This window comes from Chloroflexus sp. (genome assembly GCF_034431535.1).
In the GTDB taxonomy this organism is placed as follows: domain Bacteria; phylum Chloroflexota; class Chloroflexia; order Chloroflexales; family Chloroflexaceae; genus Chloroflexus.
Genome location: NZ_DAOUDC010000070.1, coordinates 52,921 through 73,038 on the forward strand (window position 1 = coordinate 52,921; position 20,118 = coordinate 73,038).

General features: G+C 60.4%; 17 protein-coding genes and 2 pseudogenes. 14 read left to right on the top strand and 5 right to left on the bottom strand.

Going from position 1 to position 20,118, the window contains the following annotated elements; translation table 11 throughout:
• Positions 1-2 precede the first annotated feature (2 nt).
• On the bottom strand, positions 3-896 hold the full coding sequence (locus tag U9R61_RS17160; protein ID WP_322490035.1) for a dihydrodipicolinate synthase family protein: 894 nt from the start codon (positions 894-896) through the stop codon (positions 3-5).
• 285 nt (positions 897-1,181) lie between these two features.
• On the opposite strand from U9R61_RS17160, the gene U9R61_RS17165 reads away from it, so the two are divergent.
• Entirely contained in the window at positions 1,182-2,249 is a 1,068-nt protein-coding gene (locus U9R61_RS17165) for a glucose-1-phosphate thymidylyltransferase (RefSeq protein WP_322490036.1), read from the top strand.
• A 71-nt stretch (positions 2,250-2,320) separates the two neighbouring features.
• Here U9R61_RS17165 and U9R61_RS17170 read toward each other — a convergent pair whose 3' ends face one another.
• Positions 2,321-2,653: a hypothetical protein gene (locus tag U9R61_RS17170; protein ID WP_322490037.1), complete on the bottom strand. Its 333-nt coding sequence runs from the start codon at positions 2,651-2,653 to the stop codon at positions 2,321-2,323.
• 322 nt (positions 2,654-2,975) lie between these two features.
• Positions 2,976-3,917: a hypothetical protein gene (locus U9R61_RS17175; protein ID WP_322490038.1), complete on the bottom strand. Its 942-nt coding sequence runs from the start codon at positions 3,915-3,917 to the stop codon at positions 2,976-2,978.
• Positions 3,918-4,109: 192 nt separating this feature from the next.
• Between U9R61_RS17175 and U9R61_RS17180 the strand changes: the two genes are divergently transcribed.
• Positions 4,110-5,318 (top strand): hypothetical protein, encoded by a 1,209-nt coding sequence (locus U9R61_RS17180; RefSeq protein WP_322490039.1) that lies wholly within the window; start codon positions 4,110-4,112, stop codon positions 5,316-5,318.
• On the opposite strand, the gene rsmI is transcribed toward U9R61_RS17180, so the two are convergent.
• Both rsmI and U9R61_RS17190 read right to left on the bottom strand, forming a co-directional pair.
• Positions 5,279-6,151, bottom strand: a complete 873-nt coding sequence (gene rsmI, locus U9R61_RS17185) for a 16S rRNA (cytidine(1402)-2'-O)-methyltransferase (RefSeq protein WP_322490040.1) — start codon at positions 6,149-6,151, stop codon at positions 5,279-5,281. The genes U9R61_RS17180 and rsmI overlap by 40 nt on opposite strands.
• 172 nt (positions 6,152-6,323) lie before the next feature.
• Positions 6,324-7,283, bottom strand: a complete 960-nt coding sequence (locus U9R61_RS17190) for a GDP-mannose 4,6-dehydratase (RefSeq protein WP_322490041.1) — start codon at positions 7,281-7,283, stop codon at positions 6,324-6,326.
• A 98-nt stretch (positions 7,284-7,381) separates the two neighbouring features.
• Between U9R61_RS17190 and U9R61_RS17195 the strand changes: the two genes are divergently transcribed.
• The 12 genes and pseudogenes from U9R61_RS17195 (at position 7,382) to U9R61_RS17245 (ending at position 20,113) form a co-directional block, all read left to right on the top strand.
• Positions 7,382-10,366, top strand: a complete 2,985-nt coding sequence (locus U9R61_RS17195; protein ID WP_322490042.1) for an aminotransferase class III-fold pyridoxal phosphate-dependent enzyme — start codon at positions 7,382-7,384, stop codon at positions 10,364-10,366.
• 803 nt (positions 10,367-11,169) lie between these two features.
• Complete coding sequence (locus tag U9R61_RS17200) at positions 11,170-11,520, top strand: magnesium transporter MgtE N-terminal domain-containing protein (RefSeq protein ID WP_322490043.1); 351 nt, start codon at positions 11,170-11,172, stop codon at positions 11,518-11,520.
• Positions 11,489-12,058 (top strand): CBS domain-containing protein, encoded by a 570-nt coding sequence (locus U9R61_RS17205; protein ID WP_322490044.1) that lies wholly within the window; start codon positions 11,489-11,491, stop codon positions 12,056-12,058. The genes U9R61_RS17200 and U9R61_RS17205 overlap by 32 nt, the downstream gene beginning before the upstream one ends.
• The gene (locus U9R61_RS17210; RefSeq protein WP_322490045.1) at positions 12,051-12,455 is read left to right on the top strand and encodes a hypothetical protein; all 405 of its coding nucleotides are present in this window, start codon (positions 12,051-12,053) and stop codon (positions 12,453-12,455) included. The genes U9R61_RS17205 and U9R61_RS17210 overlap by 8 nt, the downstream gene beginning before the upstream one ends.
• Before the next feature lie 185 nt (positions 12,456-12,640).
• On the top strand, positions 12,641-13,147 hold the full coding sequence (locus U9R61_RS17215) for a hypothetical protein (RefSeq protein ID WP_322490046.1): 507 nt from the start codon (positions 12,641-12,643) through the stop codon (positions 13,145-13,147).
• A 61-nt stretch (positions 13,148-13,208) separates the two neighbouring features.
• Positions 13,209-13,913: a response regulator transcription factor gene (locus tag U9R61_RS17220; protein WP_322490047.1), complete on the top strand. Its 705-nt coding sequence runs from the start codon at positions 13,209-13,211 to the stop codon at positions 13,911-13,913.
• A 39-nt stretch (positions 13,914-13,952) separates the two neighbouring features.
• Complete coding sequence (locus U9R61_RS17225; RefSeq protein WP_322490048.1) at positions 13,953-15,350, top strand: sensor histidine kinase; 1,398 nt, start codon at positions 13,953-13,955, stop codon at positions 15,348-15,350.
• A 317-nt stretch (positions 15,351-15,667) separates the two neighbouring features.
• A complete protein-coding gene (locus U9R61_RS17230) occupies positions 15,668-16,462 on the top strand; it encodes a CPBP family intramembrane glutamic endopeptidase (protein ID WP_322490049.1) in 795 nt (264 codons plus the stop codon).
• Between the two features lie 269 nt (positions 16,463-16,731).
• Positions 16,732-16,914 (top strand): annotated as a pseudogene (locus U9R61_RS19980) (nucleotidyltransferase family protein); the annotation flags it as partial.
• 16 nt (positions 16,915-16,930) lie between these two features.
• Positions 16,931-17,144, top strand: a pseudogene (locus tag U9R61_RS19985) (HAD-IC family P-type ATPase); the annotation flags it as partial.
• Positions 17,145-17,599: 455 nt separating this feature from the next.
• Positions 17,600-18,706 carry a glycosyltransferase gene (locus U9R61_RS17240; RefSeq protein ID WP_322490051.1) on the top strand — a complete coding sequence of 369 codons (1,107 nt, stop codon included), beginning with the start codon at positions 17,600-17,602 and terminating at the stop codon, positions 18,704-18,706.
• Between the two features lie 57 nt (positions 18,707-18,763).
• A complete protein-coding gene (locus U9R61_RS17245) occupies positions 18,764-20,113 on the top strand; it encodes a M20 family metallopeptidase (RefSeq protein WP_416208868.1) in 1,350 nt (449 codons plus the stop codon).
• The last annotated feature ends 5 nt before the right edge of the window (positions 20,114-20,118 follow it).

Here is a 20,118-nt window from a genome sequence, read left to right on the forward strand (position 1 = left end):
ATTTATGCTCCGGCCATAATGCGCTCGTAAGCGGCGCGCAGCGCCGCCGCTTCCGCATCACTGAGCGGCATAAGTGGCAATCGTAGGGCCGTTTCAGGCAGATTGCTCGTCCATGCCAGCGCGGATTTGAGGGCTGGCGGGGTATTGATGGGGTCGATCAAGTCACGCACGGCGCTGAGGCGGGCTTGGGCCGCCGAGACATCACCGCCGTTGTGGTGAGCGTCGAACACGGCGCGGGCAAGGCGGGGGAAGGCGCTGGAAAGGGCGGTAATTGCGCCAGCGGCGCCACCGGCCAGTGCGCGAGCGATGAGGCGGTCGCTGCCGGTAAAGATGCGCAATTGCGAGTAACGGTCGATCAGCATCTTGGAATGCTCCCAATCGCCGCTGCTGTCTTTGAGGCCGAAGAACTGGCCGGGATGGCTATCGAGCAGGCCATCGATAATCGTGGTCGTAATCGGCACGCCGGTCACTTGTGGGATGTGGTAGAGCATCACCCTCGCCTCAGCCGGCAATGCGTCACAGAGGGCGCGAAAATAGGCCAAGATACCGGTCTCGCTCGGTTGTTTGATGTAGAACGGCGGCATGACCAAAATAGCATCTACTCCTAGCTCAATCGCTGCCCGGCTCAGCGTAATCGTATCGGTAAGCGCCGCACAGCCGGTGCCGGCAATCACACTCAGCTCGCCGCGATGCCGGAGGATGATTTCCAAGGTGCGGATGCGTTCAGCGATGCTCATCGAAGGCCCCTCACCGGTGGTGCCAAGCGCGAGCACGCCGTGCAGGCCGCCATCGGCCAGAAATTGCAAATATCCCGGCAGCCATTCATAATCGACCGGGCCGACATCGCTGGTAAAGGGGGTGAGCATCGCGCTAATAATGCCACGAATCTCGGCCATAGCAGTTCCTCCTCCGTAATCATTGCATTTGGTAGAATCTACCACTAATATCATTTTGCGTAAACACGATATGAATTGGGGATGACACCCAAAACGATGATGACGTCCGTGTTCGTGGGAGATTGCTTCGGGTCAGTCTAGGCAATGCTTTGCATTGTCTAGACCGACCCGAAGCAATGACACAGAGCGAGAGATGGAGGGATGCAGCGCTGTATCCCTACGACGCGCCACATGGTGTAGAATCAATCGGCGGCAAGCAAGCTTATACCAGTGAAGAAGGCGGTTATGAAAGGTCTTGTGCTGAGCGGCGGCAAAGGAACCCGGCTGCGTCCGATTACGTATACCAGCGCCAAGCAACTGGTACCGGTAGCGAATAAGCCGGTTCTCTTCCGCGTCATCGAGGCGATCCGCGATGCTGGTATCACCGACATCGGCATTGTGATCGGCGATACCGGCGACGAGATTCGAGCAGCGGTCGGCAATGGCCGGTGGTGGGGAGTGAAAATTACCTATATCCCGCAAGAAGCGCCGCTGGGGTTGGCGCATGCGGTCAAGATTAGCCGCGATTTTCTCGGTGATGACCGGTTTGTGATGTTTTTAGGCGATAACTGCATTCAAGGCGGGATCAGCCCGCTGATCGAGCAATTTGGTCGCAGTAACTACAATGCCCAGATTGTCTTGAAGAAAGTGGCCGATCCGCGTTCGTTCGGCGTCGCCGAACTCGATGACGATGGGCGGGTGATCCGGCTGGTTGAAAAACCGCGCGAACCGAAGTCGGATCTGGCGCTGGTCGGGATTTATATGTTCGATCACCACGTCTTCGAGGCGGTCGAGGCGATCCGGCCCTCGGCGCGCGGCGAGCTGGAGATTACCGATGCGATCCAGTGGCTGGTGAGCAATGGCTACAATGTCTACCCCTACGTCCATGAAGGGTGGTGGATCGATACCGGCAAGAAAGACGATATGCTCGAAGCCAACCGGCTGGTGCTCGAAGAGATGGAGCCGTCGGTGCAGGGATACGTCGATCGCGATTCGCAGTTGATCGGCAAAGTGATTGTCGAGCCGGGGGCCGAAATTATCAACAGCACGATTCGTGGGCCGGCGATTATCGGCGAGCATACGCGGATTGTGAATGCGTATGTGGGGCCGTTTACCTCGATCTACCATCACTGCCACATCGAAGAGTGCGAGATCGAGCATAGCATAGTGCTGGAATATTGCACCATCCGCGGTTTGCCCCACCGCTTGGAAGATAGCCTGATCGGGCGGAATGTGGAGATCGGACGCAGCCCGCTGCGGCCCAAGGCGTACCGGTTGATGTTGGGCGATAATAGTTCGGTGGGAGTGTTGTAGGAACACCGCGTGCGGTGTTGCTTACGGGGGTACAGCACGCGGTACCCCTTGGGGCACAACACGCGGTGCCCCTACCAGCACGATGCATCCGCATTATGCTGTTCTTCTTGGCATCGCATGCGCCAATACTGGGCGGCGAAACAGATGACGGTCGTGTGATCAAACACATTCGCGTCGATGTCGTTGCGCAGATCGAGCGCCTTGTAGAGATTATCGATATATTTGCGCATGGTGCTCTCACTCAGATAGCAGTGGCGCGCAAGATGGTTCGGCGTGAAGTGGAGCTGCATGGCTATTTCGCGCAAGTGGCGCGATAGACGGTCGAAGCGAGATGCGATCCGTTGCACGGTGGCACGCAGGTGCGGATCGCCAATCGAGGCAAGGAAGTAGTCGGCTCGATTCATTCTTGTCTCCTTAGACGATGCTCCGTTGTCGTCTGCGCACTTGTCCGGCGTTCGCTCTTTCGATGAACAGCCGGACCATAGCGCTGAGGCCGGTTTTGGTTAGCTCACTCTATGAAATGCAACCAATGGCCGAATTTGGTAGCGGTATAGCCGGAAGAGGGGTTTGGGCAGTGTAGCCGGTTGGCTTGCCTCGCAACGTTGATAAAAGTTAAGACGCGGGCGGATTTCGCGACGCAGTAAGGCAGCGACCGCACTCGCTATGCGGCGCGACTATCGCTGGTGAGCGCAGGATGTGATTACCTTGGATCGAATTGCAGGGTGACTAGCCGCTAGCTTCCGCTCCATTCCCTCCCAGCATCCATCCCGGCGGGATGGGGATGCCGAGGTCGTTCATCGCAGCGTGGCTGTCGTGATCGACCGGCATCCACGCCACGACCTGCGGATAGGGCTCATCACTGAGGGTGATAAACAACGAGCGAAAGTGGATGATCTGGCCGGTTGCCGTGCGTATGGTCGAGAGATAGAATGGCGGTGCAGCGTCGCTCGTGGGGGACGTGTCCGCATCGATCAGAGTGTTCTCCCACAACTCGCTGAAATGGGGTAATTTGCACCAGCGCGTCACGCGCTCGATATACCATGGCTCGCGTTCACAATAGGCGTTTTGCACCTTAAAGCCGTAAATATTTCGCTGGGCGAAACGGCGCCAGTGCTCATGATCAAAGTGCATTAGGTGATAGATTGGTGAATGCGGATCGAAGATTATCTGAATTATGTTGCGCATTTCAACCGGGATCGCTTCATACTCGCCACGTGTGATACTCACTACAGCGAGCAAATACTCGTTCACATCGAGCACATCCCAATCGCGGTTGATAATGTAGGCCGGCAGCGGAACGAACTGCATAATCTCGCGGGCCAACCGCACGAAGGTTGCTAATGTCTCGCCTGACCGGTATGGTTGGATGGGGTAATGATGGGCGCTGATCAGCAGCCGGTTGCGTTCAGTGAGATCGCATTCTAAGTAATCGGCAATCTCCATCACAATAGCGCGTGATGGCGGTTTCTTTAATTTCCCCGACCGGAGAGCTGGGAACGACGAATAGACTTCGCGGAACTGGCTGTAGGTGAAGGTCTTGGGTTCATAGCGCCAGTCGCTCTGCGGTCGTTGATGGCGGGTTAGTTCTTCGCGCCGGCGTTGGCGTAATTCTTCGACCGTCTTGACAAACGCTTGGCAGTCGGGGTGAGGGCGGCGTTGGCGGTTCATAGTTTCTCTAGACGGCTATCACCAGTTTCCTTGCGACGAGCAAAGAACATCTCAAAACAGCACTCTAAGCGCCATTCAATCGGATAACTTGTTCGGTTCATTCTTCATGTCTATACTATAGCACATGGAATGCTCAAAATCTTTGATCTTTTTTGCGAGTGTTTTGCGGTCTTCAGCTCTGTTGCCCATTGCATGAATCTCGACGCTGAACTCCATGCCTTACGCCGCGAGATCGAGCAATTGCGCGCCGAGGTCAATGCGTTGCGCCGTTGCTTTGAGCAATGTTGTGCTGATCGACAGCCGGGCCAGTTGCCAGCCGATCGGCTGGCAGCGTTTACTGAGTTGGTGAAAACGCAGTTGAAAACAACGCTCTCGAACGAGCGTCAGCATGGCCGTCGCTATCACACGCTCGCTGAACTGGCCGAGGCGATAGGTCTGTCCAATGCGACCCTCAGCCGCAAACTCCACGGCAAAGAGCCACTGCTGCCGGCGGATGTGAAGCGAATTGTACGCCAACTGTTGATCTGGGAATGTTTAAATAGTCGCATGCTTGCTCGTCACATCTTGGATGAGATGGGAGTTGCGGATTTTACCCCGGCTGAATACCAAGAAATCGAACTCATTCGCGGCTACGAGATCTATCCTTATTCGCAATCAAAGATCGATCGGCTCCGTGACGATTTGAGTACGCAACAGATTGCCGATCTCGTTGCACGAGTGGGGTATGGCGCCGGGCAACATACTCCTGACACGCTGATCACGTTTATGCGCGAGCGCAAGGAATACGCGCAACTGCGCATGATAGCGCTGGAGGTCTATATGCGGGCGGTGTCGCCGGCAGAGTGGCGAGCCGAAGTGTGGAGCGAGTTGTTGCGCGATTTCGATGCAAGTGTGCGTAAGTTTACGCTACGGATGGTGCGGGAGTATCAGGCACCGGTTACTGAAGCTGATCTCTTGCATGTTCTCAACGACTCGCATCAAGATGTTGTGCTGTATGCAGTGAAGCTGGCTGGTGATCTGGTACGGGCGCAGCGGATAGCGCCGGCGTGCCTCGCTATCCCCAACGTGGCGAACCATCGTTACTGGTTGATCCGTTTGCTGGCGATTGAGGCACTGATTGAGTCTGATCCCAAATATAACCGGCCCGATACGATCACCCTCTTGCAGGCATTTGACGGATCGAAATACTGGAAATCGCGCAAGCTGATTATTGAATATATCAGCGAGCGCTACCGGCGCGGTTGCTTGACCGGGGCGGATTATGACAGCGCATTGGGTTTGCTCGAACAATGGGCGACTGATGGTCGCTCGTCAGCCGAGAATGGCGAATGGGTGCGGGCGGCGGTAGCGTTGTTGCGCGGTTATGATGATTCGCCAAACAGCTTGCGCCAGACGTCGTAGACGGCATTTTTGGGTGCTCCTAGTTCTTGGGCGGTGCGGCGCACGGCAGTGCTGCCTGTGATTCCTTGGGCGGCGAGCTGGTGTAGGTATGAGGTGATAGTTTCGGGGGTGGGGGCGGCTGGTTGGGTGTGCAGGCGCCGGCGGTCGCGCTTGCGCTCGCTGCCCAGCTCGGCGCCGGCAATCACGATGGTGAATTCGCCACGGGGCGGGTGGTTGGTAAAGTGTTCGATTAGCTCAGTCGTGGTACCGCGCGCGATGGCCTCGAAGCGTTTGGTGAGGTCGTTGGCGACGGCCAGTTGGCGCTCGCCGAGCGTTGTGGCGATGTCGCGCAGCGCCTCCAATAGGCGGTGCGGCGTCTCGAAACAGACTGCGGTTAGCCGCAGATCGGCGATCTCGCTCAGCAATTCGCGGCGCTCGCGGGGTTGGCGGGGCAGGAAGCCGATAAAGGCAAAGCGGCTGGTGTCCATTCCCGATGCGACCAGCGCTGCCAGTGGCGCACTGGGGCCGGGGATGGGAGTCACGGTGTGCCCCTCTGCTAGACATGCCTGCACTAGCTCAAGGCCGGGGTCGGCGATCGACGGCGTGCCGGCGTCTGAGACTAGCGCCACGTCACCGGTTTGCAATGCGGCCAGTATCTCGGCGCGCCGGGCCAGTTTGTTGTGTTCGTGGTACGAGATGCACGGCGTCGTGATCTGGTAGTGGTCGAGCAAAATACGGGTATGGCGGGTGTCTTCGGCGGCGATTAGCCGCACTTCGCGCAGCACCCGCAGCGCGCGCAAGGTGATGTCTTCGAGATTGCCGATCGGGGTGGCGACGAGATATAACGTGCCCATGATAGTGCTCTCGTATTTTTTTCCTGCCGAGGGTGCAGCGTATCCTGCGCCGCGATAAGGTCCGTGGATTTTTTACCGCCGAGAGCGCGGGGGGGGGCGCAGAGGGGGGAGTAGCATGTTCTGCGCCCACGATAAGGCCCGTGGATTTTTTACCGCCAAAGGCATCGAACGATTATATGCCGAATTGCTGCCGCCAATAATCCAAGACCTCGGCCACAATCTGTTCAATGCCGATTTCGGGCTGCCAGCCGGTGGCTGCGCGCAGTTTGCTGTTATCGCCTTGTAAAATCGGCTCATCGACCGGACGCAGGCGGGCCGGATCGACTTGCACCGTCACCGGCACGCGCCCCATCGCGATCACCATATCGACAATATCGCCGATCCGCACCGCGTGGCCGGAACAGAGGTTATACACCTCGCCGGGGATGCCGTGTTCGAGCAGCAGCCAGAGCGCGCGGGCCACGTCGCGGGTGTGGCTGAAATCGCGTTTCGGCGCTAGATTGCCCACGTACATCACCGGCGGTTGCCGGCCCGCTTCGATCAAGGTCATCTGGCGGCAGAAGGTCTGGATCGAGCAGCGGTCGCCTTGGTGCGGCCCGACATGGTTGAACGAGCGGGTGACGACAACGTGCAGGCCGTAGCTGGCGTGATATTGCAAACCACTCAGCTCGGCGGCGACTTTGCTCACGCCGTAGGGGCTGGCCGGGCGGAGCGGGTGATCTTCGCGGATGGGCACATCTTCCGGGCGCACCGGCCCGTACTCGGCGCTGGTGCCGGCGATGTGGATGCGGGCATGCGGCACGTGGCGGCGGGCCGCTTCGAGCAGGTTGATCGTGCCTTCGACATTGGCCCGCATGGTCAAGATCGGTGCATCCCACGAGGCGCTGGGATAACTTTGCGCGGCAAGGTGAAAGATGCGGTCGGGCCGGGCGACGGCGATGGCGCGATCAACGGCGAAGGCGTCTTCGATATCGCCTTCGTGGATGGTAATCTTGCCCAACAGATGCTCAATCGGGCGCGGATCGCTGCGCCAGCGTTTGAATGCGTGAATGTCAAGGCCGGGGATGGTCAGCAGGTAATCAGCCAGAAAGCTGCCGACCGGGCCGGTAATGCCGGTGATAAAGACGCGCATAACGCCTCCATAGTATGACCGCCGCTTATCATACCACGTTTAGGCCGGCGCGCTTGTGGTATGATCGCGTTGTGATTGATGATTACGGAGCACGCATTATGCCATGGCAAACCGCCTTCGCTCGCCATTACGACTTTCACGGCACCTTAGCGCCATTACCGGGCGAATATGACCTTAACTTCCTTGTCACTGCCACTGACGGCGCGCAGTATGTGCTGAAAGTGATGCGACCGGGTTGTGATCCGGCGCTGGTAGCGATGCAATGCGCGGCGTTAGAGCATGTGGCCGCGGTTGCGCCTGATCTGCCGGTGCCGCGTTTGGTGCGGGCCGCCCACGGCGAGCCGTTTGTGGACGCAGCCGGCCGGCTGCTCTGGCTGATCACGGCCCTGCCGGGCGAATTGTATGCTGCCTTTCGCCCGCACACTGCGGCGTTGCGGGCCGAACTTGGCCGGCAGGCTGCCCGGCTCGATCAGGCGCTGACCAGCTTTGCCCACCCCTTGCTCGATCGCCCGCTGAAGTGGAATTTGTTGCAGGCAGAGTGGGCGATGGCGGAGTTGCCAGCGATTGCCGATGCCGGGCAGCGCCAGCTTGCCGCTGAGGCGCTGGTTGCTTATGAACAGCTTCGCCCGGCGTTGCTCGCGCTGCCGCGTACCACGATCCACAACGATCTCAACGACTACAACCTGCTGGTGAAGGCGGATGCGCGCGGCCAGTTCGCTATCAGTGGTTTGCTCGATTTTGGTGATCTCTGTGCTGCGCCGCGTGTCTGCGAAGTGGCGATTGCCGCTGCGTATGCCATTCTCGACCAACCCGACCCGCTGCGGGCATTGGGTGAGCTGGTTGCCGGCTATCACGCAGTCTGGCCGCTCAGCGCTGCCGAGATCGATCTGATCTGGCCGCTGGTGCGCACCCGGCTGGCGGTGAGTGTGGTGAATGCGGCGCTGATGAAGCAGCAGCGGCCTGATGATCCGTATGTGACGGTTTCGGAAGCGCCGGCATGGCGGATGTTAGCGGCCACTGCGACCATTGATTCGTCCCTCGCCGCGGCCCGTTTGCGCGCTGTCTGCGGTCTGCCGATCAGCGACGCCGCAGCGCGGGTGATGGCGTGGCTAGACTCTCAGCGTGGCCGTTTTGCACCGGTGCTCGGTCGCGATCTGACCAACGCGCCGGTGGTAAGCGTGGCTGCCGGCGAGACGCCACTGCCGCAAGATCCGTTTGGATTAACTGAGGCAGAGGCGGCTACATTGGTCGGCCCAGCCCAAGATGCAGTGCGTATTGGCCGTTACGGCGAACCACGCCTCATTTACACTGCACCGGCATTTTTTGCCGGATCGTCGCCGCTGGCCGAACGGCGCACCATCCACCTCGGCGTCGATCTGTTCGCGCCCCCCGGTACGCCGGTCTGCGCGCCGTTCGATGGGGTGGTGGTTGCGATCGAGTACTTTCCCGCGCCGCTTGACTATGGCGGGATGGTCGTATTGCGGCATCAGACGACGGCAGGCGATCCGTTCTACACGCTCTACGGCCATCTTGACCCGATCTGCATGGGCAAGTTAGCGGTTGGCCAATCGCTCGCCGCTGGCCAACTCTTCGCCGCGCTTGGCAGTATTGCCAACAACGGCGGCTGGCAGCCTCACCTCCATTTCCAACTGCTCTTGCACGACAGCGTGATGGCCGGCCACTGGCCCGGTGTGGCCGCCCCTGAAGAAGGGGACTGGTGGCAGGCAGTTTGCCCCAATCCAGCGGTGCTGCTCAATCTGCCCGATGCTGCGGTTGCTTACCGCCCGCTCGATACTGCCGGTCTGCTGCGCGAGCGCCGCCGTCATTTCGCCGGCAATCTGCGGCTCAGTTACGCCGAGCCGTGTACGTTGTTGCGCGGCTGGCGCCACTACCTGTTCGATAAGTGGGGGATGGCCTACCTCGACGCTTACAACAACGTGCCGCACGTCGGGCATGCGCACCCGCGCCTACAAGCTGTCGCCGCGCAGCAGTTGCGCCTGCTCAACACGAATACGCGCTATCTGCACCCGGCCCAGATCGCTTTTGCCCACGAACTATTGGCCAAACTGTTGCCCTCGTTGAGCGTCTGCTTCTTTGTTAATTCCGGCTCGGAAGCCAACGAACTTGCCTTGCGACTGGCGCGGGCCGCTACCGGCGGACGCGATATGATTACGATTGACCACGGCTACCACGGCCACACCACCGGCGCGATCGACATTTCGGCCTACAAGTTTAACCATCCCGCCGGCAGCGGCAAACCCGATTGGGTGCAAGTGGTGCTGGCGCCTGATCCCTACCGCGGGCCGTATGGCAACGACGGTGAACGGTACGCCGCAGCCATTGACGCGGCGCTCGAACGGATCGCCGCACGCGGCGGGAGGCTGGCCGGCTTCATTGCCGAGACCTTCCCCAGCGTGGCCGGCCAGATCATCCCGCCCCCCGGTTATCTGGCCGCGGTCTACCGCCGCATCCGCGCCGCCGGCGGCGTCTGCATCGCCGACGAAGTGCAGACCGGCTTGGGCCGGTTGGGGACACACTACTGGGCCTTTGAGGCCCAAGGCGTGACGCCCGACATCGTGGTGCTGGGCAAGCCGCTGGGCAACGGCCACCCGATTGGCGCGGTGATCACCACCGCCGAGATTGCCCGCGCCTTCGACAACGGCATCGAGTTTTTCTCGACCTTTGGCGGCAGCACGCTGTCGTGTGTGATCGGGCGTGAAGTGCTGCGGATCATCGACGAAGAAGGGTTGATGGCCCACGCGGCCCAGATCGGCGGCGAGCTGCTGGCCGGGTTGCGCGGCCTGCAACAATGCCACGCCATCATTGGCGATGTGCGGGGGATGGGATTATTCATCGGCGTGGAATTGGTGACAGATCGGGCCACGCGCGCGCCGGCCACCGCAGCGGCCAGTTATCTCAAAGAGCGCCTGCGCGCCGAACGCATCCTGATCGGCACCGAAGGCCCATTTGATAACGTGTTGAAAATTCGCCCGCCGCTGACCTTTGACCGCGCCGCGCTTGACGTGTTGCTCGATCGGTTCGCTGCCGTTCTCAGTGAGAGTTTTATCGCGCGGTACGGGTGAAGCAGCGGCGTCGCCAGCCTGCTTAACCGGTATCGCATAACCGGGGACAAACTATCAAAAATAGCGATAGCTAGAAATGGAATGGATCCGCGATACACGGAGGAGCAGCCATGGACAGCAGTCATAGGCGGCACATCGTGCAGCTTCAGGCGGCACTCAATTATGGCCTAAGCTTCTTCTCGGTTGCTGGGTGCAATTCGATCTGAATTGCAGTTCAGATTACTTAATCCCGCCGGCGAAGAAGCTAGCGGGGTGTTTTATTGCTCTTCTTGTTACTAATCCCCCTCCATGTTGAGTGCTTCCCCCTAGGTAAAAACTTGCAGATCTATCAATGAATTGCAGATTTACAGTTTTTGATCTGCAATGCTGATAGATGTTGTCGCAAAACTGCTACCAGCGCCGGCCCTAGCGGTTGGATTCCGCTGCCGGTGAGCCGGGTAGGCGTTGGCGCGCCGTGCAGGCTAGCACGGTTAGAGAGGAGGAAAGCCATGATGATCCGCTGGACGCTCGACACCCAAGGCCACCTGATCGCCGAAGTATTGCGCGCGAGGCGGTCGCCGTCAACCCCGCCGCCGGCTCTGCTTCTGCACCGGCTACTGCTGGTTTGATCGTTGGTTTGCTCGCCGCTAGCCGGTTGACCTGCTCGATCGGCGCCACGCCGCATCGAGCAGGTCATCTGCCAGCTTGTCCGTTCAGGTGATCGAACTCTGCCTTTCCGACAAAGGAGGCATGAGATGCTCACGCTTGATTACGACGCCATGCTGCGCCGCTCGCCCGACGAACTCAAGATGACTGCCAACTAGATGGACGTCGAGCAGTTGTTGATTACCTTCCGCTCGTTGCCGATCCCGGTGCGAGTCCTTGTATTCCGGTTATTGGAAAAGCAGCGCGCGCTCGTTCTCTGCGAGCGCCTGCATCTGCACGAGCAGACTGAACTGATTGGCGCGATGGCTGATCCTGAAGGAATGTATCTATTCCAGCAGCTTGATCCTGTCGATCGGGCGCTCCTGCTCGAAGAACTACCGGCCAGGGTCGCCAAACGCCTGCTGGCCGCGCTGAGCGCCGAATCCCGCAGCGCCATCAGCGAGTTACTAGGGTATCCCAAAGATAGCGTGGGGGGCAATGATGACCTCCAACTATCTAGCCATTTGTGAAAACGCAACCGTTGCCGAAGCATTGGCCGCGATCCGCACCGCTCTTGAGCCAGATGATGAAACGAATTTGGCGTTTGTGATCAGTACTGATCGACGCTACCGCGGTTTTGTGCGGTTGAGCCAGTTGCTGCGCGCAGCGCCGAAAACCCCGATCGGCAATCTGCTGACAGGAATCGGCGTTTTTGTGCGCGCTACCGCGCCGCAGAGTGAGGCGACTCGGTTGCTGAAACTCAGTGGCTTGTCCGCTATTCCGGTGGTTGATAGCGAAGAGCGGCTGGTTGGCGCTGTCACCTTCGATGAAGCGCTTGACCTGATTGAGCGTGACACCTCGGAGACAATGTACCAAAAATCGGGCATGGTCGATGTCTCGCGTGACCGCGATGAAATTTTTAGTCAGAAGCTGATCCATGGTTCAATCTGGTACCCGGTGCGAGTACGGATCGCATTTCTTTCTGATTGGCGTTACCGTCGCCACCGGGTTGGGATGGTTAGCGGCGGTTGCCACCTCGCTGTTTCTCTTCACGCTCATCGTGCTTGAATGGCTCGAACGGCGCTTGAATTTTGGCGGGCCGGCCAGCCATCTGCGCATTCACCTGCACGACGACGGCAGATCAGTGGGGAAGGCGCTCGGTGCACTGGCGCGCCTTGGCGCTCCGGTTAAACGGGCCACGGTGCTGCCGGGTGCCGGTTCGGCTGCGTTGCTCGAAGTTGAATTGGTGCGCGCGCTCAGCGCCGACCAAGCGCCATTGTTCGCGCGCCAACTGCTCACCTTGAAAAAGTATGTTGCGCAGGTTGAAACTGCCGTTGCCCCGCTAGACGAGCCGGCGGAAGCGACTGAGGGCGAAGAGGCCGAGCCTGACGAGCCGGTCGTGCCGCTCAACGTGAGCAATCCGGCCATCTTGAATGATCTGCAAGAGGCCGAAAGCATCACCTGACGCGGTCAAACAGCGGTAGGGGGGGGCGCGAGATAACGTGCGGCAGTTGCACTGCCGCACTCCATAAATGGTTGCCGGCGTTGCACAAGTCTCCACCAACGCTTCACAGCATCTTCACAATTGCCGGCTATCCTGATGGTGAAACTGGTATTATACAACCCAGTCACAAGACAGGAGTGAATCGTATGGAGCAACGACGAGTAAACTGGCCGGCATGGCTGGCGCTTGGCATCTCGCTGGTAGCGCTGGTCGTCGCGTTGGGCAGCATGGCAATGAGCCGGCGCGCGATGTGGACGGCGTGGACGATGCCGGGTTGGTCAAACCAGCAGGTGGCACCCAATTTCCCGCCCGGCTGGAAGGAGCGCGGGAAACATGACCAATTTGCCCCTCCCGGTTGGAGCGAGCGCGGCCAATTTACGCCTCCCGGCTTACAGGGGCGGGGTGAGCGCGGCCAGATGATGCCCGGTATGGGTGGCTATCAGATGCCCAGTATGATGGATAGTAGAGGGTGGTTTGGCGGATTACTCGGTCTGGTTGACGGCCTGCTCAAGTTGGCAGCGTTGGCCTTGCTGGTTTGGCTTGGCATCCGCATCTTCCGCCAGCGCCAGAACCCGCCGCCAGCGGCCACCCCGCCGGGAACACCGCCCGCGCCGCCGTTGACCCCCGCCGGTCACGACCCGCGCGTTGAATAACAGACGGTAGAGCCACACGGACGTGTGGCTCTACTGCGCCTGATAGAACCCGGACAAGCCTATGGCACGCACGATTTTGGTGGTTGATGACGAACCCGGTATCGTCAAAATCGCCCGCGATTACCTCGAACGGGCCGGGTTTCAGGTGATCAGCGCTGGCGACGGGCCAACTGCGTTGCGGTTGGCCCGCCAAGAGCGTCCGACGCTGATCGTGCTTGATCTGATGTTGCCCGGCATGGATGGGCTTGATGTTACGCGAACCTTGCGCCAAGACCCGCTCACGGCGCGGTTGCCGATCATTATGCTCACGGCGCGGGTCGAAGAGACCGATCGGCTGATTGGACTCGAACTCGGTGCTGATGACTACATCACCAAACCCTTTAGCCCGCGCGAGCTGGTGGCGCGCGTGCGAGCGGTGCTGCGCCGGAGCGAAGGCGCGTTGCAGCCGGCCAATATCATCCAAACCGGCGGGTTGGTGATTGACCTCGAACGGCGCACAGTGCGCCGCGACGGCGAGACCATCGAACTCACCGCGACCGAATTCGATCTATTGGCGGTATTGGCCAGCGCGCCGGGCCGGCCTTTCACCCGCGCCCAACTGCTCGATCGGGTGTACAATACCGATTACACCGGTTTTGACCGCACCATTGACGCTCACATCAAAAATCTGCGCCGCAAGATTGAGCCTGACCCGAATGGCCCGCCCCGCCTCATCTTGACGGTCTACGGCGTTGGGTACAAGTTTGCCGAGAATGAGGAGCGCTAAGCTTACGACTAGTAGGCTGCGTGCTCAACGAGGTTGCGTATGCGCCCGCCCCGCCTCTTCAATCTCATGCTCACCGTCTTTGCGCTGGTGATTGTGCTGGGCATCAGCGGCATGGTGCTCTCGTTTTGGCTGGTAACGCGCTGGAACGATCCGGCCCAAATCCGCTGGATGGAAGCCGAGATGGCGGCGCGGAATCAGGCGATGCAATTAGCTGCCTATTACCGCCAAACCGGTTCGTGGCGCGGCGTCGAACATCAACTCGGCCCATTGCCGCAAGGGTTTGGCGAGATTGAAGGGGCCGTATCGTTGCTCGATATCAATGGTCGCGTGGTAGCCGGACGCCGCCGGCCACCAGTTGCGCGCGGCAACGAAGCGGTGCGGCGCATTCCGATCAGAGTCAACGACCAGCAAGTCGGCACCTTGGTGTTTTCTGTTGTGGATACTGATGAATCGTTCCCGATTGGCGATTTCAACCGCCGCCCGTTACTATGGGGGATGCTAGGAGCCGGCGCTGGCTTGATGGCAATCTTGCTGGTGATGGCCGCTATCTTCTCGCGCCGGATCAGTGCGCCACTGCGCCAGATCAGCGCTGCTGCACACGCGATTGCCGATGGCGACCACAGTAGCCGGGTGCAACCGGCCAATGTGCGCGAATTGGCCGAGTTAGCCGAGAGTTTCAACCGCATGGCCGCTGCCTTACAGCAGGCCGACCAGCAGCGCCGCCAGCTCACCGCCGATGTGGCCCACGAGCTGCGCACGCCGCTGTCGATTATTAAAGGCCGGCTCGAGGGGATTCAAGATGGGGTGTACGAGGCTGACGCCGAGCAGATTGAAGCGTTGCTATCCGAGATTGCCCTGCTTGAGCGGCTGATCAACGATCTACATCTGCTGGCGCTGGCCGACGCCGGCCAATTGCCGCTCTACCGTGAAACAGTTGCGCCGGCGATGGTGGTGAACGAAGCGGTGCGCTCATTCGCGCAGAGCGCCGCCGAGCGTGCGATTCAACTCACTGCCGAACCAGCCGCCGGGTTGCCCGATATTGAAGTTGATCCGCAGCGGATCGCGCAAGTCTTGGGCAACTTGATCGGCAACGCGCTGCGCCATACTCCTGCCGGCGGCGTGGTGCGCGTAACGGTTGCCGCCGATCCAGATGGCATTGTCTTCAGTGTGGCCGATACTGGCCCCGGTATTGCTCCCGCCGACTTGCCGCATATCTTCGATCGCTTCTACCGGGCCGATCGGTCGCGCTCGCGCAGTAGCGGCGGCGCCGGGTTAGGTTTGGCGATTGCCCGCCGTCTGGTCGAGGCTCACGGCGGCCAGATTTGGGCCGAAAGCGAGCTAGGACGCGGCACGACGGTGCGTTTTCGGCTGCCGGCAGGGGCAGCGCCATCCGTGATGACTGTAAACAAACCGGTGATAGCGAATGTGCCACATTGATGCGAGGGTCGTCGCTTTTCGCTGTCCTTGCGAGGTAGGGGTCGCGCGCAGCGCTGCGAAGCAATCTCTGTGATAGCGCGATGCATGCCTGATGGGGAGCGCAGGCGTAACTCATACGTAACCGTGCTGCAAATGGTGTTTGCCAGCCAAGGAGTTTTCAAGTATCTTTGGATCGTGGTTTGAGTGAAGGCTTTGCATCCGGCGGTCGTTTTCGCCGCAGCAGGAGATTGCTGCAGGGGCTGCGCCCCTCGCAATGACAGCAAGAGTGCTGCCTGTGATAGCCTGAAATAACATCTTATTGCTGAGCGACACGCACTATGCTCGCCTCTCCCCTTCTCCGCTTTTACCTGATCGCCTTTGGCCTCGCGTGGCTGGGTTGGCTCCCGGCGGCGCTGGGTTCGCGCGGGGTGGCGCCGTTTACGGCGCCGGGATGGCAGGTGCTGCTGATCTTGCCCGCAGTGGCACCGGCGCTGGCCGCCGGTTGGGTGATGCGGGCAAGCTACGGGCCTGATCGGGCCAATGCTCTGTTTGCGGCGCTGCTCCAATGGCGGGTGGTGCCAATCTGGTATCTGGCGGCGGTTGGCGGGCCGGTGGTGATCGTCGGGTTGACCAAGGCGCTTGCTACCCTGTTGGATTGGCCGGACGAGCTGCCGGCACCGCAAGGCGAACGGGTTGCGGTGGCAATTGCTGCCCTGATCAGCTCGCTCTTGGCCAACCCGTGGGAAGAGGTCGGTTGGCGCGGGTTTGCGCTGCCGCACTGGCAACAACGGTACCCTGCGTTGGCAGCCACCGTGATCGTGGGCGGGTTGTGGGGGCTATGGCATCTGCCGATCTTTTTCTGGATCGGCAATCCGATGGCGAATTACCCGTTTTTCCCGTGGTTAGCGGGCACTATTGCCGGTGCGGTGATCTACACGTGGCTCTACAACAGCGCCGCTGGCAGTCTGTTGCCGGTGACGCTGTTTCACGTTGCGTTCAACACGGCGGTCACGGTGATCGGTGGGTCGATTGCGGCCTTAGCCGTGGCCCAGATCTTAATCGCGCTGGTCATCATCATCGCTACAGGGCCGGCCCAGCTTGCGCGGCGCGAACGGGTGCGCTGGCAGGGGTGAGGGTGGGATTGCCAACACGCGAGGTATTTGATCCTCATTGGAAACACAAGCGTACGCCCACGCTCACATACTATAATTCGGCGTAAGTGTCACAGCCGGCAAGTCAAGCGACATACATCAGACGAAACAGCACGATCGGTTGGGGCGAGCGCTGAGAAGCGGACTCTGTAGTTCATTCCGTGGGCGTTGCGTTGCCGGATAGCATATTCATGACCGCTTACGATGGTTTGTTCGGCGTTGCGTAGAGCGATTGTTCGCCAACAATAAACATGAAATTATCTGAAAAAGATGTTCAAAATCTGATCGATATTTGCCGAGCACACGATGCCATTATGATTGGTGTGTTCGGTTCGACAGCGCGTGGCGAGGCTACATCCGGCAGTGATATTGATGTGCTGGTTCATTTTGCCAAACCAAAGAGTTTGCTGACGTTAGTCGCCATCGAACGGCAGCTTACCGCGGCGTTAGGTTGCACTCGCGGTGAGCGCCATCCCCGAAGGGTTGCCCGCTGCGGTCACGGTGACGCTGGCGATCGGCGTGGTGCATATGGCGCGCCGGCAAGCGATCATTCGCAAGTTGCCAGCGGTTGAGACGCTGGGCAGCACGACTGTGATCTGCTCGGATAAGACCGGCACGTTGACCCAAAACCAGATGACCGTGCAGCGAATTGTGGCCGGAGGCCTGGTCAGCGCCACGAACCGGTCGCACAGAGTGGTGGCAGTGAGCGCCAGCGCGATCGGCTGCCCGTACCACCCGCGCCCGATCCACACACGGAGAGGGGCAACGCAAGTGGTCACAGCGAGGGTGTGGCGCTGCGTGCTGGCCGTGCGCGGGGTCGCGACCCGCCCCGCCATTCGTACCATCGTTGCTCGACCGTTGCGACCTTTTGGGTGGTGAGTCATGCGGCACCTCGTATCACGGTGGGAGTGAGGACATCTATGATACGAGGTGGGCTGACTCACCTCAAATACCTACCCCTGAAAGCGAAAGGGGCTAGGGGCAACACAAAAGACCCTCTGCGCGCTCTGCGTCCTTCGCGTCTTTGTGTTTTACCCCTTTGCGCCTTTGCGGAGCCGGACAGCCGTCCGGCTCTACAACACTTTTGCGTTAACCGTCTTTGCGTGGATCATTCGCTCTATGCACATCTTGCAGCTCTACAAAGACTACCCGCCGGTACACGGCGGCATCGAAGGCCATCTGCAACTGCTCAGTGAAGGATTAGCCTCCCGCGGCCATCGGGTGACAGTGCTCTACGTCGCCCCGGAGCGCCAAGGCCGGCACGAATGGCGTAACGGGGTGGAACTCATCGCCACACCCCGCCTACTCACGCTGGCCCGCGCACCGCTGAGCCCTGTCCTGCTCTGGCAGGCCGCCCGCTGCCGGCCCGACCTGATCCACTTCCACCACCCATACCCTGTCGGTGATCTCGCTCTGCTAGCCACGCGCGCGCCGCTGATCGTCACCTACCACAGCGACATCGTGCGCCAGCGCGTACTCGGTGCGATCACGGCGCCACTTATCCATCACACCTTGCGCCGCGCCGCCCGCATTATCGTCGCTAGTCCAGCGATCGTACACACATCACCTTGGTTGGCCCGTCACCGCGAACGGATGCGGATCGTGCCGTATGGCCTGCCGCCGTCGCCCTTGCCCGATCCAGCGCTAGTCGCTGCCTTGCGCCGCCGCTTCCCCGGCCCCAATGCGCTCTTCGTTGGCCGGCTGCGCTACTACAAAGGCGTCGATCGGCTTGTGCGCGCGATTGCACGGCTCCCGCGCGGCCATGCGATCATTGCCGGCGGGGATGCCACCGTGCGCGGCAGTGATCTCATTCGTTTAGCGAACGCATTGGGGGCAGGCGAGCGGGTGCATGTGCTCGGCGCAGTTGACAACGCGACGCTGCGCGCGCTCTACGCGATCGCTGATGTCTTTGTCTTGCCGTCAGTCGCCCGCAGCGAAGCCTTCGGCATTGTTCAGATCGAAGCTCAAATGGCCGGATTGCCGGTGATCTGCACCGAATTAGGCACCGGTACCAGCTATGTGACCATCCATAGCCGCACCGGTGTCGTCGTGCCGCCCGATGACCCGCCGGCGCTGGCCCGCGCGCTGGCCGAGCTGTTCGCTAACCCAAGCCGTGCCCGCGCGTTGGGAATGGCCGGTCGCGAACGGGCGATGGCTGAATTCCGCCTTGAACGGATGCTGGATCGGATTGAAACGATCTATGCCGAGATTAGCAACCGCGCGTAGCTGTGGTATTGGCTTATAATACCGGCGTGGAGCCGAATATTGGACGGAGCAATTATGATGGAACGTTTTGCGGCCTATATCGACGCCCACCGGACGCGTTTTCACGCCGAATTGGCCGATCTGATCCGATTGCCCTCGGTCGCGGCCCAAAACCGCGGCATTGCTGAAACTGCCGAGTTCGTTGCGCAGCGATTGCGTCGCCTTGGGGCCGAAACCCGCCTGCTGACCGCTGACGGCGGCAATCCGATGGTGTATGCCACCATCGGCAACGGCCCGCGCACCCTGCTGATCTACGACCATTACGATGTGCAGCCGGCTGAACCGCTGGAGCTGTGGGATAGCCCACCCTTTGAGTTAACCGAGCGCGATGGGAAGTGGTACGGGCGCGGTGTGGCCGACAACAAAGGCAACTTGATGCTGCGCATCCAAGCGATCGAGGCATGGCTGGCGACCCAAGGCGCGCTCCCGATCAAAATCATCTTTGCCATCGAAGGCGAAGAAGAGACCAGTTCGCGCACCTTGCCGGCCATTTGCCGCGACTACGCCGATCTGCTGCGCGCCGACGGCTGCCTGTGGGAAACCGGCGGCGTTGATCTGAGCGAGCGGCCAACCGTCACCTGCGGAGCCAAGGGCATTCAATATGTCGAGTTGGTGGCACGCGGCGCCAGCTATGATCTGCACTCGTCGTATGCCACCTTCGTGCCCAACCCGGCGTGGCGGCTGACGTGGGCGCTCAATACGCTCAAAGGCCCTGACGGGCGGGTGCGCATTCCCGGCTTCTACGATCGGGTGCGCCCGGCCACCGAAGCCGATCTAGCGGCGTTGGCCACCATTCCGGCGAACGACGACAAGCTACTGACCGATTTTGGCTTGAGCGAGTTTCTCGATGGCGTGCGCGGGATCGAGCGGCTGCGCCGCCACCTGTTTGAGCCGACCTGCACCATCTGCGGCCTCGTTAGCGGCTACACCGGCGAAGGCAGCAAGACGGTGTTGCCGAATGAAGCGCGGGCCAAGATCGACTTCCGGCTGGTGCCCGATATGGAACCAGCAGAGGTGTTGCACCAGTTGCGCCGCCATCTCGATGCCGAGGGCTTCAACGACATCGAGATTATCGATCTCGGCGGCGAGCACCCAGCCCGCGGCCCGCTTGATGCGGCAATTGTGCAAGCCGCCGTCGCCTCGGCGCGTGAGGTGTACGGTAGCGAACCGATCCTCTACCCAACGATGGCCGGCACCGGCCCGATCTACCCGCTCTGCACCGCGCTCGGTACGCCAGTTGCTAGCGGCGCCGGCTGCGGCTACCACGGCACCCGCATCCATTCCCCCAACGAAAACATCCGCGTGGCCGATTATTGGCGCGCGATACAATGGATGGGCAGCCTCATCCACCAGTTTGCTCGGTCATAAGGGCG

Excerpts from the sequence above, each read along its gene's own strand:
- U9R61_RS17160 (WP_322490035.1), bottom strand. The coding sequence starts at position 896 with ATGGCCGAGATTCGTGGCATTATTAGCGCGATGCTCACCCCCTTTACC.
- U9R61_RS17165 (WP_322490036.1), top strand. The coding sequence starts at position 1,182 with ATGAAAGGTCTTGTGCTGAGCGGCGGCAAAGGAACCCGGCTGCGTCCG.
- U9R61_RS17170 (WP_322490037.1), bottom strand. The coding sequence starts at position 2,653 with ATGAATCGAGCCGACTACTTCCTTGCCTCGATTGGCGATCCGCACCTG.
- U9R61_RS17175 (WP_322490038.1), bottom strand. The coding sequence starts at position 3,917 with ATGAACCGCCAACGCCGCCCTCACCCCGACTGCCAAGCGTTTGTCAAG.
- U9R61_RS17180 (WP_322490039.1), top strand. The coding sequence starts at position 4,110 with ATGAATCTCGACGCTGAACTCCATGCCTTACGCCGCGAGATCGAGCAA.
- rsmI (WP_322490040.1), bottom strand. The coding sequence starts at position 6,151 with ATGGGCACGTTATATCTCGTCGCCACCCCGATCGGCAATCTCGAAGAC.
- U9R61_RS17190 (WP_322490041.1), bottom strand. The coding sequence starts at position 7,283 with ATGCGCGTCTTTATCACCGGCATTACCGGCCCGGTCGGCAGCTTTCTG.
- U9R61_RS17195 (WP_322490042.1), top strand. The coding sequence starts at position 7,382 with ATGCCATGGCAAACCGCCTTCGCTCGCCATTACGACTTTCACGGCACC.
- U9R61_RS17200 (WP_322490043.1), top strand. The coding sequence starts at position 11,170 with ATGGACGTCGAGCAGTTGTTGATTACCTTCCGCTCGTTGCCGATCCCG.
- U9R61_RS17205 (WP_322490044.1), top strand. The coding sequence starts at position 11,489 with ATGATGACCTCCAACTATCTAGCCATTTGTGAAAACGCAACCGTTGCC.
- U9R61_RS17215 (WP_322490046.1), top strand. The coding sequence starts at position 12,641 with ATGGAGCAACGACGAGTAAACTGGCCGGCATGGCTGGCGCTTGGCATC.
- U9R61_RS17220 (WP_322490047.1), top strand. The coding sequence starts at position 13,209 with ATGGCACGCACGATTTTGGTGGTTGATGACGAACCCGGTATCGTCAAA.
- U9R61_RS17225 (WP_322490048.1), top strand. The coding sequence starts at position 13,953 with ATGCGCCCGCCCCGCCTCTTCAATCTCATGCTCACCGTCTTTGCGCTG.
- U9R61_RS17230 (WP_322490049.1), top strand. The coding sequence starts at position 15,668 with ATGCTCGCCTCTCCCCTTCTCCGCTTTTACCTGATCGCCTTTGGCCTC.
- U9R61_RS17240 (WP_322490051.1), top strand. The coding sequence starts at position 17,600 with ATGCACATCTTGCAGCTCTACAAAGACTACCCGCCGGTACACGGCGGC.
- U9R61_RS17245 (WP_416208868.1), top strand. The coding sequence starts at position 18,764 with ATGGAACGTTTTGCGGCCTATATCGACGCCCACCGGACGCGTTTTCAC.